Raw genomic sequence first — 16195 nt, forward strand, 5'->3', positions numbered from 1 at the left:
ACCTCTGTACGACCTGCTTTTCGCAGCGCCAGCGGCATGCCACACCCATTGCATCCCATAATGGTCAATCCTATCCCGACGCCGATCCTGTCCCAAGCAACAGCGCCGCAGCCACTTCATAAAACGCATGGCCAACAGCGACATGTGGACCGGCATAAAGCGCGCTGACGGCGCCTGTGACCCCGGCATGAGCCGCCGGGAGCGGCGAAAGGCCCGGTTGCGCCGGGAGCGCTAACCGGGCCGGTGCATTACGGGGGCATTGGCGGCGGAAGGCATCGCGCAGCGACGCGCGACCTGCCGGGCGCGCGGAGGTCAAGGAGGCCGTCGCGGTACGGCCTCTTTGTCGCTTGCCGGCGCCCGGCGCTACATATAACCACCTAACGCACGGCAAGCGAAACCCACTCCGGCGTATCATACGCCGCCCCACAAGCCCCAAACGAAACCCACGCCGCGATAACTTACACCGCCCCGCAAGCCCCCAGCGAAACCCACGCCGCGATAACATACACCACCCCGCAAGTCCCCAGCGAAACCCACTCCGCGGCAACATACGCCTCCCCGCCAGCCGCCGCCGCGGCAAACCGCCTACCACGACCAAAACGCACCGGTTGACCGCAACCGCAAGACCCCAACCGGGGCCCTGTTTTATTCAGGCCGTCGCCACCGGGGTTTGATGATGATCCGGTTTGCGCAACAGCATTGCCAGATAAACCAGCGCCACCAGCGCAATCATAACGAACAGCACGCGGTCGGAGTAGCGTTGCATCAGTAATGCCGTGGCGCTCGGCCCCAGCAGGCTGCCGACCGTATAGCTCAGCAGCAGCGCCTGGTTCATCGCCACCAGCTCATCCGGGCTGACCTTTTCACAGGCCCAGGACATCGCCACCGGATAAAGGGTAAAACCCGAACAGCCCAGCAGGAACAGCGCCGGCGCCATGGCCGCGTGGCTGAGCATCGACAGGCTGCCGATAATGACCATAAACACCTGTACCCGCAAAATCATCAGGCGGCCGTAGCGATCCGCCAGCCGGCCGATAGGCCACTGGCCGAGAATACCCGCGCTGACCAGCAGCGCCATCCAGTATCCCACGCTGCCGTCGCTGAGCCCCTGATGGGAAAGATAAAGCGGCAGCAGGCCATACAGCGACCCCAGCACCACGCCCGAGATGATGCAACCGTTGATCCCCAAGCGGGCGTTGCGACGCCGCAGCATCGGCCAGATGGCGATCCGGGGGGCATCCATGCCCTGCCCCTCGATGCGGTTGAACAATAACGGCAACACCGCCGCAATCATCAACGTGGTCGCCCAGGGCAATACCGATATCAATGCGGTGGAGACGCCGCTGAGCAGCAGTTGGCCGATCACCGTGCCCATATAATACACCATCATATACGCTGCCAGCAGTTGCCCGCGGGTATGGGGGGTGCCGCTGCGCATCAGGGCACTTTCCACCACCACCCAGATCAGCGCGCAGGCGATGCCGGCCACGAACCGGAACAGCACCCAGGTGCCAAAACCGATGGAAAGGCCCAGCCCCAGTGTCGCGACGGCAAACAGCAGGCATGAATACTGATAACTGCGGTTGAAACCCACCGCTTTAATCAATGCTCCCGCCAGCAGGGTACCCACGAGGTTACCGCTAAAATAGGAGGAGCCGACCAGCCCGATTTGCCAGGTGGGCATGGCTTCGTGGGACAGCCACAGCGGCACCAGGGTATTTAATACCGCGATGGAAATGGTCAACGACAGCAACCCGGTGAGTAGCATTACCACCGGGCGGGAATAGACGGACATGATGAATAAACCGGACTCAACGCGCAGGAATTGGGCGCATCATGCCACTACGGTAAAAAAAGTCAATCAGGCGAAATAAGCGCCAGCATTTTTTGATAGTGTTCAGGCAATTAGCGGCCCCATGACGCAGCTGACGCCAACATCGCATACTTCATCCGGGATAAAAATCAGGGTACCGAACGTAGGGTTGCCCTGTTAAAGGGAGAGCGTGCCAATGGGGTTGAATCGGGCGTGGTATTTTCGCCCGACCGAGTCCCCATGACGCGGTAAGCCCGCTGACGCCGCACCTGCGCTTGATGTGTTAAAGGGAGAGCGTGCCAATGGGGTTGAATCGGGCGTGGTATTTTCGCCCGACCGAGGCCCCATGGCGCGGTAAGCCCGCTGACGCCGCACCTGCACTTGACGTGTTAAAGGGAGAACGCCAGTGGTGATTAGCCGATATGGGTCAGGCCGTTCATATACGGCGCCAGCGCCGCCGGGATTTCAATGCGCCCGTCGGCCAACTGGTAGTTTTCCATTACCGCCACCAGGGTGCGCCCCACCGCCAGGCCGGAGCCATTCAGGGTATGCACCAGGCGTGGTTTTTTATCTTCTTTGGCGCGGTAGCGCGCCTGCATGCGCCGCGCCTGGAAATCGCCCATATTCGAGCAGGAGGAAATTTCCCGGTAGGTATTCTGCGCCGGCAGCCAGACTTCCAGATCGTAGGTCTTGCTCGAGCCAAAGCCCATGTCGCCGGTGCACAGCAGGATCTTGCGGTAAGGCAGGTTCAGCAGTTGCAGCACCTTCTCCGCATGGCCGGTCAGTTCCTCCAGCGCGCGCATGGAATCTTCCGGTTTCACCACCTGGACCAGCTCGACTTTGTCAAACTGGTGCATACGGATCAACCCGCGCGTATCGCGGCCGTAGGAACCGGCCTCGGAACGAAAGCACGGGGTATGGGCCGTCATCTTCAGCGGCAGTTGGTCTTCTTCCAGGATTTCGTCGCGCACCAGGTTGGTCAGCGGGACTTCCGCCGTGGGGATCAGGGCATAGGCGCTGGTGTCGGCTTCTTCGCTCAGGGGCTGGGTATGGAATAAATCCCCGGCGAATTTCGGCAATTGGCCGGTACCGAACAGCGATGCGTGGTTTACCAGATAAGGAACATAATTTTCCTGATAGCCGTGCTGCTCGGTATGCAAATCGAGCATAAATTGCGTCAGCGCGCGATGCAGGCGGGCAATCTGCCCTTTCATCACCACAAAACGCGCGCCGGTCAACTTGACGGCCGCGGCGAAATCCAGCCCGCCGGCCATTTCCCCCAGGGAAACATGGTCGCGCACGTCGAAATCATAGCGGCGCGGTTCGCCCCAGCGGCTGATTTCTTCGTTTTCGGTTTCATCCTTACCAGAGGGAACGCGGTCGTCCGGAATATTAGGCAGCGACAGCGCCACGTCGCGGATGGCGGCTTGCAAAATATCCAGTTCGGATTTGGCCGCCTCGAGGCGATCGCTCAATCCGTTGACTTCCTGGCGCAATGGCTCGATATCCTCGCCACGGGCTTTCGCCGCGCCGATCAGTTTGGAGCGGGAATTACGCTCGGCCTGCAATGTTTCGGTTTCGACCTGCAGTACCTTACGCCGCTCTTCGTGTTTACGCAGCGTATCGACATCCAGGGTAAAATTTCTGCGAGCCAGTTTCTCGGCAACTGCGTCTAGCTCATTGCGCAGCAGATTGGGATCGAGCATGCTAGTCCTGTGCTTATTGTTATCAGATTGATGTATATGACTTCGCGACGCCGTCAGAGACTATCGCGGCAACGGATTTTCTATCGCTAACCTTACCGCAACGGCCTGGTTATCGGTAGCGTTTTGTTGGGCTATTTTGATCCTGCGCGCTAAGCCAGGCAAGCTTTTCGCCAATTTTTCCTTCCAGTCCACGCGGGCTTGGATAGTAGTAGCGGGTGTGCGCCATCTGCTCGGGAAAATAGTCTTCGCCGGCGGCATAGGCGTTCGGTTCATCATGGGCATAGCGGTATTCGGCGCCCAGCCCCATTTCCTTCATCAGCTTGGTGGGGGCGTTGCGCAGATGCTCTGGCACATCATAATCGGCGTTTTCGCGGGCATCATGCATCGCGGCTTTAAAAGCGGTGTAAACCGCGTTGCTTTTTGGCGCGCAGGCCAGATAGACAATCGCCTGGGCAATCGCCCGTTCCCCTTCCGCCGGACCGACGCGGGTAAAACAATCCCAGGCCGCCAGGGCAACCTGCATGCCGCGCGGATCGGCATTGCCCACATCCTCCGAGGCGATGGCCAGCAGGCGGCGCGCCACGTAAAGCGGATCGCCGCCGGCGGTGATGATGCGCGCATACCAATATAGCGCCGCGTCCGGCGCGGAACCGCGCACCGATTTATGCAGCGCCGAAATCAAATCATAATAACGATCGCCCTTATTATCAAAACGGGCGTTGCGCTCGCCGGAAATTTCCTTCAGCAGCAGCGGCGTAAGCACCCGGTTGCCCTGGGCATCGGTTTGCGCCATATCCGCCATCATTTCCAGGCTGTTGAGCGCGCGGCGTGCATCGCCGTTCACCCACTCCGCCAGCACCCGGCGCGTCTCGTCCGGCAGCACGATATTCTGGCCGCCATAGCCCCGCTCCGTATCGGTCATGGCCTGGGCCAGCACCTGTTCGATATCCCCGGCGGTAAGCGCCTTCAGCAGGTAAACTTTGGCGCGGGAGAGCAGCGCGGAGTTAAGCTCGAACGAAGGGTTTTCCGTAGTGGCGCCAATCAGGGTAATGGTGCCCTCTTCCACATGCGGCAGGAAGGCGTCCTGCTGGCTTTTATTAAAGCGATGCACTTCGTCGACGAACAAGATGGTGCGGCGGCCGGCATCACGATTGTGGCGCGCGCGCTCGATCGCCTCGCGGATTTCCTTGATGCCCGAGGTCACCGCCGAAATACGCTCCACATCGGCGTTGCCGTAACGCGCAATCAGCTCCGCCAGCGTGGTTTTTCCGGTACCAGGCGGCCCCCACAGGATCATGGAGTGCAGTTGCCCGTTCTGGATGGCGCGCGGCAGCGGCTTGCCCGGCGCCAGCAGATGCTGCTGCCCGACATATTCTTCCAGCGTTCTGGGGCGCATGCGCGCGGCCAGCGGCTGGAATTCGTTATGGGAAAAATCAAGCGACAGATTGCTCATTTTTACCTCACTGACGCTGATCGTCCAGCGTCACGCCCTTGGGAGGGGTAAAACGGAATTTGGCGTCATCCACCTGGCCGTTATTCTGGCTTTTCAGCTGGTAGGCGCTGCGCTGCCCGTCCTGCTCGACGGCGGTAAAGCTGTTGATGGTGCCGCTGGCGCTGACGTCGATGGTAAATTGCTTCAGGTTGCCGCTGGCGGTCTTGGGCGTCAGCTCAAACCGATCGTTGGTTTGCTTGACGTTGTATTGCCGCCAGTCGTCCGGGCTATTGCGGGTAATCAGCATAAACGGCGTATTGCCGGTGGCGTTTTTCAGCCAAGTGGCGGTGGCCTGTTCGACAAAGGGATTATAAAACCACAGCGTTTTACCGTCTGAAATCAGCAGGCTCTCATCCGGCGCGGTCATATGCCAGTTAAACAGATTCGGCCGTTTTACCCACAGTTCGCCTTCTCCTTCCTGCACCGCGCCGCCGTCCGCGCTGGTCACTTTCTGGGTGAATGCGGCATGGAAACTGTTGACTCGGTTCAGGCGGCTTTGCAGCGCGCCGGCATCATCGGCCAGCGCCGGCGCGGCAACCACGGCGCTAAGCAGGCAAGCGACTAATAACCTTTTATTCATTATAAGCATTCCTTGAAAAATGAAAGGCGCAACATCCGGGCCGGCAAGAAATAGACCGGCCGGCAGGCGACACCCTGATAGGCTTAACTTTATCGGAACAATGACGGGAAGGCATAGGCCAATCCTCTGAAAACCTGCCGCTTTACGCATCTTTGCACAGGGGGTTACCCCCCTGGCGGCCAAAGCAGGCCTGTCATGGGCACCAGCGCGTTAATCCGGCGATGGCGGGGCCAGTACTTCACGGTTGCCGTTATGGCCCTGCGAACTGACGATGCCCTGGATCTCCATTTGCTCGATGATGCGGGCGGCGCGGTTATAGCCGATGCGGAACTGGCGCTGCACCCCGGAAATCGAGGCGCGGCGCTTGTCGACCACGAACTGCACCGCCTGATCGAATAACGGATCCAGTTCCTCGTCGCTGTCCATGCCGCCGGGACCGGCCTCACCCTCTTCGCCCGCGCTGGTGATGCTGTCAATATACTGCGGCCGGCCACGGGCCTTCCAGTCGCTGACGACCGCGTGCACCTCCTGGTCGCGCACAAAGGCGCCGTGCACACGCACCGGTATGGAAGAGTTGGGCGCCAGGTACAGCATATCGCCCATGCCGAGCAATGATTCCGCCCCCGACTGATCGAGAATGGTACGGGAGTCGATTTTACTGGACACGGTAAAGGCGATACGGGTCGGGATATTGGCCTTAATCAGGCCGGTTATCACGTCAACCGACGGCCGCTGGGTCGCCAGCACCAGATGGATGCCGGCGGCGCGGGCTTTCTGGGCCAAACGCGCAATCAGCTCTTCCACCTTTTTGCCCACCGCCATCATCAGGTCGGCGAACTCGTCCACCAACACCACGATATATGGCAGTTTTTCCAGCATCGGCGGCGAATCGGCCATGCCGTCGCCCGGTTTCCAGAAAGGATCCGGCACCGGCCGGCCCATGGCGATAGCCTGTTCAATACGTTCGTTATAGCCGGCCAGGTTACGCACCCCCAGGGCCGACATCAGTTTATAGCGGCGCTCCATCTCGCCCACGCACCAGCGCAGGGCATTGGCGGCGTCTTTCATGTCGGTGACCACTTCGGTCAGCAGGTGGGGAATGCCTTCGTACACCGACAGTTCCAGCATTTTCGGGTCAATCATGATAAAGCGCACCTCTTCCGGCGTCGCTTTATACAGCATGCTGAGGATCATGGCGTTGACCCCCACCGATTTACCTGACCCGGTGGTACCGGCCACCAGCAGATGGGGCATTTTGGCCAGATCGGCAATCACCGGCTGGCCGGCAATGTCCTTGCCCAGCACGATAGCCAGCGGCGAGACGGTCTCGCGGAATTTATCGCAATCCAGCACTTCGCGCAGGTATACCGTCTGGCGGCGCTTGTTCGGCAATTCCAAGCCGACGTAAGGTTTGCCGGGGATCACTTCCACCACCCGCACCGCCACCGCCGACAGGGAGCGCGCCAAATCCCGCGACAGATTGGAAATGCGCGCCGCTTTCACGCCCGGCGCCAGGTCCAGCTCGAAGCGAGTAATAACCGGACCGGGAGAAATACCGACCACCTCGGCCTTCACGCGGTAGTCCGCCAGCCGCGCTTCAACCAGCCGCGCGGTTTGCTCCAGCGCGAACATATCCACCGGTTCGTCCTCCACCGGCGGCGACGTTAACAGGTCCAGCGTCGGCAGCGGCGTGGTGGGCTTGTGCAACGGTTGTTCATTACGCATCAGGAAGGGATGGATCAGGCTGTCCATGGCGGGCGCCGCCGGCTGAACCACCGCGCGCCCTCCCACCGGCGACGGCAATGGCGCCGGCGCGGCGCCTGCCCCTAGCCGTGCCGAAGGCTGGACATGCCCGTCCGACAGCGCGTCCTCATCGTCGGCCGGATAATCCTCTGCGCGGGAATGAGCCTGCTCGTCATAACCGCCGGGAACATGCCCGGCCGCGGTCGACGCGCCGGAACCGAACTCGTGACCAGGCTGCGTGGAGGGCGTAAACCGGGCTGCGAGAGTATCATCCACCCGATCGGCCCGCGGCGGCGGAGCGAACGCCGCAGGCGCATCAATGCCGGCCGGCGGCGAAACCGGCGATGTCGGCATGGCCCGTTCGTCGGCGTCCGCCACGTAACGCATCTCCTGCCGGCGTTGAAATTCGGCGGCCAGCTGCTGTTGCTGCCAGGCGTCTTCTTCCTCGTCGTCGCCCTCGTTCCCGGCCGCGCCATAGCGTTGTTCCTGCTGCTGCAGAAATTCCTGGTGCAGCGCCGACTGCTGGGCGGCGGCTTGTTCTTCCTCGGACTGCGGCGCCTGCGACAGCGCGTCTTCTTCCTGCGGGCGTTGCTGCGCCGTCGCCGTCGCGTTGCGCTGCGACGGCAGCTTGATGCCAAACGAGGCAAGCTCCCGGCGCGTGGGGATGCGTACCCGGTTAGGACGCGGCAATTCAGGACCGATGCCCTGCTTGACCTGCGGATTTTCGTCGCTGGTGGCGCTGAACGCCGGCATAAAGGTCAGCGCGGCGGCGTCATAAGGCGGCGTGGAAGCAGTGACCTGCCCGCTGCTGCGCTGCGCCACGTTGAAATCGTATGGCGTGTGCGATTCGTCACCGTCGTGCTGCCAGTCGCCCATCTGCGGACCATCATCGTCTTCATCGGGAAAGCCGCCCTGGGAAGGAGGAACGGACGGTGCGTCCGGCAACTCAAAACGATATTGCGGGATAGCCTGCGCGGACGCCGACTGGGGGGCCGGCGCGGCGGGCTGCTGGGAGTAGACGGCGGCAGGCGCGGGGCCGGCCGCAGGGGCCGCCACCGGCGGCGACACCGCGCCCGGCGGCGTGACGGCCAGCGGGTCGCCGGTCTGCTCGGCGAGCTCCGGATGGCTGGACGTGGCGGAAGGCCCCGCCACCGTGCCGATAGCCGCGGGAGCGGCATCAGGCTTGGTCCCGGCGGCATCAGGGCCGGAGGTCGCCAGCAGCGGGTCAAGCGCGTCCAACGCTTCGGCGCGGACCGCGTCGTCCCCTGCGGCCTCCAGGTCTTCGTCATCGTACTCGTCGTCGTAGTCCCGCTCGTCGCGGCGGGAGCGGTTCGACATAAATGTCAGGCAACCCATGACCACGCCGCCGATTTTTTCGGCAATGGTGAGCCAGGACCAGCCGGTAAACAGGGTCAGGCCGGACGCCCATACGCAGAGCAGGGTCAGGGTGGCGCCGATGCCGTTAAACCACGGCAGCATGGCGTTGCTGAGCAGGCTGCCGATCACGCCGCCCGAGGCAAAGTAATAGAGATCGTCGACATTGAGCGCGGCCAGGCCGCATGAGGTCAGGATCAGCGCCAGCGTCCCAATCAGCCGCAGCGATAGGGCAAAATAGTCCACATAGTCCTGCTCTTCCCGCTGGCGAAACGACGTCCAGCAGAAAATCAGCATCAGCGGCGGAAGGGCATAGGCCAGCACGCCGAAGGTGAAGAACAGCGTATCGGCAAACCAGGCGCCGATGCCGCCCCCCAGGTTATGGATAGGACCATGCCAGGCAGTTTGCGACCAACTGGGGTCGGAAGGGTTGAAACTGACCAGGGAAATCATCAAATAGAGGGCAAAAATCGCCATGACAATCAGAACAGCCTCGAGTAACCGGCGACTGCTGCTGAGCGTTTTCAATTCAACTTCTTTATCTTCTGTATATTCCTGGCTCAAGAAAGGCTCTCCAGGGTTATCTATGCCGATATAACCGATATAATAGCTTAATAACAGCGCCGGCCGTCATGCCGCCGGCGCTGAAACTGTATGAATGCACAGGAGTGTAACCATAAAACGTGAAATTTGCACCTGTGTTATGACTTAGCGTGTCTTAATGACCAGCCGGTTGCTCTGCTTCACTTCTTCCATCACCACGTAGGTACGCGTATCGTTGACCCCCGGCAGGCGCAACAGCGTCTCGCCCAGCAGTTTACGATAGGCCGACATATCAGGCACCCGCGTTTTCAGCAGATAGTCGAAATCACCCGAAACCAAATGGCATTCCTGAATTTCTTCCAGCTTTTGTACGGCGGTATTGAATTGCTCAAACACATCGGGCGCACCCCGGTTAAGGGTAATCTCCACAAACACCAGTAAAGACGCATCAAGATAATGTGGATTAAGTAAAGCGGTATACCCTTGGATGAAACCCTGGCGCTCAAGACGGCGCACGCGTTCCAGGCAAGGTGTTGGGGATAATCCAACCCGTTTAGAAAGTTCGACGTTTGATATCCGGCCATCCTTTTGCAACTCATTGAGGATGTTACGGTCAATACGATCGAGATCCTTTCCCGGGCGCTTTTTATTGTCTACCATTATTATTGTCTCTCTTAGTACCTTCCCTGTGCTTGCCACACCCCTGCCGACTTCAATGTATCAGGGTTTGCTTTAAGACCCGTTGTCTGTTTTATTTTAGGGCCAACTGTTTCAACTGCCTTGCTAACTGCCTGTCCGAAACCAACGCATCATTTTCCTTACCCTGATGTTTTCGCAAAAGCGCAGCGTATTGTCAAAGTAAAACGATAAAAATCAGAACAACATGCCGATTAAATCCTGCGGAAACACGTTGTCCGGGGCTTAAGGGCTCTTTTTAGCCCGATAATGTCCTAATTGATGGTAAAATCCGCCTATCGATAGTCCATAACGATGATAAAAATCGCCAACAACTTTTTGCATCCTTTTCATTGTCTGGTAACTTTCTTATCATCGACGAGTTGGGATCTAAGCGGTGAGTTAAACGAGGAAAATATGTCTACGGCGAAACACAGTAAATTAATTATCCTGGGGTCGGGACCGGCGGGATATACCGCCGCGGTTTATGCCGCCCGCGCCAACCTGCATCCGGTGCTGATAACCGGTATGGAACAAGGCGGCCAGCTGACCACCACCACCGAGGTCGAGAACTGGCCGGGCGATCCGGAAGGGCTGACCGGGCCTTCGCTGATGGAGCGCATGTACGCCCACGCCGTAAAATTCAACACCGAAATCATTTTCGATCATATTAACCAGGTCGATTTACAAAACCGCCCTTTCCGGCTGACCGGCGATACCGGTGAATTTACCTGTGACGCCCTGATTATCGCCACCGGCGCATCCGCGCGCTATATCGGCCTGCCGTCGGAGGAAGCCTATAAGGGCAAAGGCGTATCCGCCTGCGCCACCTGCGACGGTTTCTTCTACCGCCAGCAAAAAGTCGCGGTGGTCGGCGGCGGCAATACGGCCGTGGAAGAAGCGCTGTATCTGTCCAATATCGCCACCGAGGTGCATCTGATCCACCGGCGCGATATCTTCCGCGCGGAGAAAATCCTCATCGATCGCCTGATGGATAAGGTCGCCAGCGGCAATATCGTGCTGCATACCGGCCGCACCCTGGAAGAAGTGGTAGGCGATGAAATGGGCGTGACCGGCGTGCGGCTGAAGAACGTCGTCAGCGGCGCCGTCGACACGCTGGCGGTCGCCGGCGTATTTATCGCCATCGGTCATCATCCCAATACGGCGATTTTCGGCAACCAACTGGAGCTGGAGAACGGCTATATCCGCGTACAGTCCGGTATTGCGGGCAACGCCACCCAGACCAGCATTCCGGGCGTATTTGCCGCGGGCGACGTGATGGACCATATCTACCGCCAGGCGATTACCTCGGCCGGCACCGGCTGCATGGCGGCGCTGGACGCTGAACGTTATCTGGACGGGTTGGTGCCGGTAAACGATCGGTAAGGGCGTTTCGAGGCGCGGCGTTGATGCGCGGTTCCTGTCGCCACAACCAGCCCGTTTTTTGGACCGCCCGGGACGCGCTCCCGGCGCGACCCTGAGCTTGAGCCGCTCCCGGCGGCTCATCCAGCCGGGCTTTGTGCCGCCAGCGCACGCTATGCCGTTACAACGTCAAAACCACTGTTTGCAACGTTAACGCTTTCTTTTTGTTTTATGTGATATTTGATACCGGGAGGGGATGGCGCTACTGCCATCCCCTTGTCGCATGCCGGCGCCCGGCATACCATGAAAACGCCCAACTTATGGCATGCGAAAAAGCGGCAGAATTTCATATCCCCACGGCGCCGTCCAGTCGGCTGAAATGCCGTTGCGCCCGCAGGCAAAGGTCCCCTGATAAATGTCATTATTATTTTCACCTCCGCCGCAACAGGGTAATATGTCGGCACGCTGGAGAACGCCTGCCCTTTTCCGGCTTTTCGCTTCCCCACATGGGATTTTCGACTTACATACACATCACACCGGCTGAAATTGTCTTCAATGAATAAAAACCGACAGCAAGTGCTTGTCCGCTGGCTCAAGTCGCAAAGCGCGCTGGTAAAGCGCTGGCTTCGTTTCTCTTTACTGCTGGGCCTGCTGAGCGGCCTGGTTATCATCGCCCAGGCCTGGGTATTGGCTTATCTGCTGCAGGCGCTGATTGTCGGGCAGCAGCCGCGCGAGGCGCTTACGGGCTGGTTTATCGCCATGGCGGCGCTGTTTGCGCTGCGCGCGTTGGCAGGCTGGCTGCGCGAGCGGGTCGGTTTTATCGCCGGACAGGTGCTGAGACGGGAAATACGCCGCCACGTGCTGGATCGGCTGGAACTGCTGGGCCCCGCCTGGATCCAGGGCAAACCCGCCGGCAGTTGGAGCAGCCTTCTGCTTGAGCAGATTGAGGACATGCAGGATTATTATGCGCGCTATCTGCCGCAGATGTATCTGGCGGGCCTGGTGCCGCTGCTGATTTTACTGGCGGTGTTCCCGGTGAACTGGATGGCCGGGCTGATATTATTTTGCACCGCGCCGCTGATTCCCTTGTTTATGGCGCTGGTGGGGATGGGCGCCGCCGACGCCAACCGCCGCAACTTCCTGGCGCTGGCCCGGCTGTCGGGCTATTTCCTCGATCGCCTGCGCGGCCTGGACACGCTAAGACTGTTTGATCGCGCGCAGGCGGAAACCGAGCATATCAGCCGCGCCACCAACGATTTCCGTTTACGTACCATGGAAGTCCTGCGGCTGGCGTTTCTTTCCTCCGGCGTGCTGGAATTTTTTGCCTCGATTTCCATTGCGGTGGTGGCGGTGTATTTTGGCTTTTCGTATCTCGGCGAGCTTCACTTCGGCAGCTACGGCACCGGCGTCACCTTGTTCGCCGGTTTCCTGGTCTTGATACTGGCGCCTGAGTTTTTTCAGCCGCTGCGGGATTTAGGCGCTTTTTACCACGCCAAGGCCCAGGCGGTGGGCGCGGCGGAATCGCTGGTTGCCTTTCTCGAGACCGACGTGCAGTCGCAGGGCGCGGGTCTCGCCGCGCCCGTCCTGGGCCCCATCGGCCTGCGCGCCGAACAGCTGGTCATCATGGCGCCGGACGGCACGGCGCTGGCCGGCCCGCTGAATTTCACGCTGGAACCCGGCCGGCGATTGGCCATCGTCGGGCAAAGCGGGGCCGGCAAAAGTTCGCTGTTACATGTGCTGTTGGGATTCCTGCCCTACCAGGGTTCATTGCGCGTTAACGGCCATGAGCTGCGCGACCTGTCGCCGTCGCATTGGCGCAGCCAACTGAGCTGGATCAGCCAAGACCCGTTCCTGCCCGCGCCGACGCTGAAGGATAATATCCTGCTCGGGCGGCCCGACGCGGATGCCGCCGTTCTAAAACAGGCGGTGGAGCAGGCCTATATCAGCGAATTTTTACCGCTGCTGCCGCAGGGACTGGATACCGTGCTTGGCGACAATGCCGCGCGCCTGTCCGTCGGCCAGGCGCAGCGTGTCGCCCTGGGACGCGCCCTGCTGCAATCCCCGGCGCTGATGCTGCTCGACGAACCGACCGCCAGCCTGGACGCCCACAGCGAAAAGCTGGTCACGGCGGCGCTGGACCGGGCATCCCGGCGGCACACCACGATACTGGTCACCCATCAACTGGCGGATATCCGCGATTTCGATGATATCTGGGTCATGGGCAACGGCCAAATCGTGCAGCAGGGACGCTATGCGCAGTTGGCCTCTTTACCCGGCCCCTTTGCCGACCTGCTGGCCTATCGTCGCGGAGGACTCTGACTATGCGCGTATTATTCCCCTTCCTGGCCCTGTATCGCCGCCATGCCGGCCAGATTGCCCTGGGCATGCTCCTGGCCATCGTCACGCTGCTGGCCAGCATCGGCCTGCTCAGCCTGTCCGGCTGGTTCCTGGCCGGCTCGGCGCTGGCGGGCATGGCGGGCTTATACAGCTTTAACTATATGCTGCCGGCCGCCGGGGTGCGCGGCGCAGCCATAACCCGCACCGCCGGCCGCTGGGCGGAACGGGTGGTCAGCCATGACGCCACTTTCCGCGTCTTGCAGCATTTGCGCATCTACACCTTTCAAAAAATCCTGCCGCTTTCCCCCGGCGCGCTGGCCGGTTTTCGCCAGGCGGAGCTGCTTAACCGCCTGGTGGCGGATGTCGATACCCTGGATCACCTCTATTTACGCGTCCTCTCGCCCCTGCTGAGCGCTTTTGTGGTGATTCTGGTGGTCACCGTGGGGCTAAGCTGGCTCGACGCCTCCCTGGCCCTGACATTGGGCGCAATCATGCTGGCGGTGCTGCTGATCGTCCCTCCGCTGTTCTATCGGGCCGGGAAGCCGGTGGGGGAAGCGCTGACCCGGCTGCGCGCCGATTACCGGCAGCACCTGGCCACCTGGCTGCAGGGCAATGCCGAACTAACGGTTTACGGCGCCGCCGCGCGCTACCGCGGGCAATTGGACGAGACTGAACGGCGCTGGCAGCAACGTCAGCGGCAGCAGGCCAACCTGGCCGCCCTGGCGCAGGGGATGCTGACGCTGATAACCGGCATGGCGGTCACCTTGATTTTGTGGCTTGCCGCCGCCGGCATCGGCGGCGACAGTCATCCCGGCGCGCTGATTGCGTTGTTCGTGTTTACCACGCTGGCGGCGTTCGAAGCGCTTGGCCCGGTAGCCGGCGCCTTTCAGCATCTCGGCCAGGTTATCGCCTCGGCCGGACGTATCGCCGACGTCATCGGCCGCGACCCGGCGGTGGTTTTCCCGGCCGACGGACCGGCGGCCGGCGGCGATGCCGCGCTGGTCCTCGACGCCGTCGGTTTCCGTTATCCCGATCAGCCGCTGCCGGCGGTTGCCGGGGTGTCGTTGCGGATAAACGCGGGAGAACATATCGCCATCCTGGGCCACACCGGCAGCGGCAAATCCACCCTGCTGCAATTGCTGACCCGCGCCTGGGACGTGGACCGCGGGCAAATTCTGTTAAACGGTCAATCCCTGGCGCGCTGGAGTGAACCGGCGCTGCGCGCCATGATGAGCGTGGTGCCCCAGCGGGTGCATATTTTCAACGCCACGCTGCGCGACAATCTGCTGTTGGGCGCGGCCCAGGCGGACGACGCGCGGCTGGCCCATATCCTTTCGCTTCTGGGGCTGGACAAGCTCCTGGAAAACCAAGGCCTCGACGCCTGGCTGGGCGAAGGCGGACGGCAGTTATCCGGTGGTGAACAGCGGCGGCTCGGCATCGCCCGCGCCCTGCTCCACGACGCGCCGCTGCTGCTGCTCGACGAACCGACCGAAGGGCTGGACGCCGCCACCGAACGGCGTGTATTGGACGCGTTGCATCAGTTGGGCCGGGCCAAGACCCTGGTGATTATCACCCATCGGCTGCAGGGCCTGGATATGATGGATAGAATTTATGTCATGGATCGGGGCGGGATCGCTGAACAAGGCTCCCATGCGACGCTGATGGCGGAAAAGGGGCGGTATTTTCGTTATCACTCTCCGGGTGGCGTATAATTATCGCTAAAGCGGACGGTTGAGGAGAATAAAAAATAAGCGCTATGCGACTGTACCGGCTTTCTCCGGATTCAATACGATTTCCCGCGCCGACATCCGCGCTGCATGAACCCAACGGGCTGTTGGCCTTCGGCGGGGATCTTTCCCCCGAGCGCCTGCTGGCCGCCTATCAACTGGGCATTTTTCCCTGGTACTCGCCGGGGGATGCCATCTTGTGGTGGTCACCGGATCCCCGCGCGGTGCTCTTCCCGGAGGAATTCCATATCAGCCGCAGCCTGAAACGTTTTCTCAGGCACAGCCCGTTTCGCGTTACGCTCAACCAGGCGTTTGCCGAGGTGATCGCCGCCTGCGCCGAACGGGGCATAGAAGGCACCTGGATTGGCCCCGAGGTGGTTTTGGCCTATCGCCGCCTGCATGCCCTTGGACAGGCTCACTCGGTGGAAGTCTGGCAGGGCGATGAACTGGTGGGCGGTATGTACGGCGTGGCGCAGGGCGCCCTGTTCTGCGGCGAATCCATGTTCAGCCGCCGGGACAACGCGTCCAAGACGGCGTTGCTGACTTTTTGCCGTTTCTTTAGGCAACAAGGGGGAAAACTGATAGACTGTCAGGTATTGAACTCACACACGGCCTCGTTAGGCGCACGGGAAATACCGCGACGCGACTATCTGACCCTGCTGAGTCAGTTACACCCTTTAACGCTGGCACCCCATTGCTGGCAACCACAAACCCTCTCTGCCGGCAGCGTAGACAGCGACCCCGATCGTTGTGAATAATGCGGCGTTCTTCATCACTTCTTTACATAATGAGGGTTTTTCGGCATTATCTTGCCGGTTAAAAACTATGGTATTTAAACCTAGA

General features: G+C 60.6%; 10 protein-coding genes. 4 read left to right on the forward strand and 6 right to left on the reverse strand.

Translation table 11 applies throughout. The features are described 5' to 3' along the window. Positions 1–649: 649 nt before the first annotated feature. The 6 genes from ACL2XF_RS13000 to lrp form a co-directional block, all read right to left on the reverse strand. Positions 650–1795 carry an MFS transporter gene (locus tag ACL2XF_RS13000; RefSeq protein WP_410015911.1) on the reverse strand — a complete coding sequence of 382 codons (1146 nt, stop codon included), beginning with the start codon at positions 1793–1795 and terminating at the stop codon, positions 650–652. A 431-nt stretch (positions 1796–2226) separates the two neighbouring features. Continuing rightward, entirely contained in the window at positions 2227–3519 is a 1293-nt protein-coding gene (serS, locus tag ACL2XF_RS13005) for a serine--tRNA ligase (RefSeq protein ID WP_410015912.1), read from the reverse strand. Between the two features lie 109 nt (positions 3520–3628). Further along, on the reverse strand, positions 3629–4972 hold the full coding sequence (locus tag ACL2XF_RS13010; protein ID WP_413728745.1) for a replication-associated recombination protein A: 1344 nt from the start codon (positions 4970–4972) through the stop codon (positions 3629–3631). Between the two features lie 7 nt (positions 4973–4979). Then, positions 4980–5591 (reverse strand): outer membrane lipoprotein chaperone LolA, encoded by a 612-nt coding sequence (lolA, locus tag ACL2XF_RS13015; RefSeq protein ID WP_410015914.1) that lies wholly within the window; start codon positions 5589–5591, stop codon positions 4980–4982. Between the two features lie 210 nt (positions 5592–5801). Then, a complete protein-coding gene (locus ACL2XF_RS13020; RefSeq protein ID WP_413727000.1) occupies positions 5802–9272 on the reverse strand; it encodes a DNA translocase FtsK 4TM domain-containing protein in 3471 nt (1156 codons plus the stop codon). 144 nt (positions 9273–9416) lie between these two features. Next, positions 9417–9911 (reverse strand): leucine-responsive transcriptional regulator Lrp, encoded by a 495-nt coding sequence (gene lrp / locus ACL2XF_RS13025; protein ID WP_005287608.1) that lies wholly within the window; start codon positions 9909–9911, stop codon positions 9417–9419. 432 nt (positions 9912–10343) lie between these two features. Between lrp and trxB the strand changes: the two genes are divergently transcribed. From trxB to aat, 4 genes are all read left to right on the forward strand, one after another. Further along, positions 10344–11312, forward strand: a complete 969-nt coding sequence (gene trxB / locus ACL2XF_RS13030; RefSeq protein ID WP_413727001.1) for a thioredoxin-disulfide reductase — start codon at positions 10344–10346, stop codon at positions 11310–11312. A gap of 531 nt (positions 11313–11843) precedes the next feature. Next, a complete protein-coding gene (gene cydD, locus ACL2XF_RS13035) occupies positions 11844–13607 on the forward strand; it encodes a heme ABC transporter permease/ATP-binding protein CydD (protein WP_413727002.1) in 1764 nt (587 codons plus the stop codon). 2 nt (positions 13608–13609) lie between these two features. Next, entirely contained in the window at positions 13610–15337 is a 1728-nt protein-coding gene (cydC, locus tag ACL2XF_RS13040; RefSeq protein WP_413722378.1) for a heme ABC transporter ATP-binding protein/permease CydC, read from the forward strand. A 44-nt stretch (positions 15338–15381) separates the two neighbouring features. Continuing rightward, positions 15382–16110, forward strand: a complete 729-nt coding sequence (gene aat, locus ACL2XF_RS13045) for a leucyl/phenylalanyl-tRNA--protein transferase (protein WP_410015919.1) — start codon at positions 15382–15384, stop codon at positions 16108–16110. Positions 16111–16195 lie beyond the last annotated feature (85 nt).

The organism is Sodalis sp. RH19, from assembly GCF_047324215.1.
GTDB lineage: Bacteria > Pseudomonadota > Gammaproteobacteria > Enterobacterales > Enterobacteriaceae > Acerihabitans.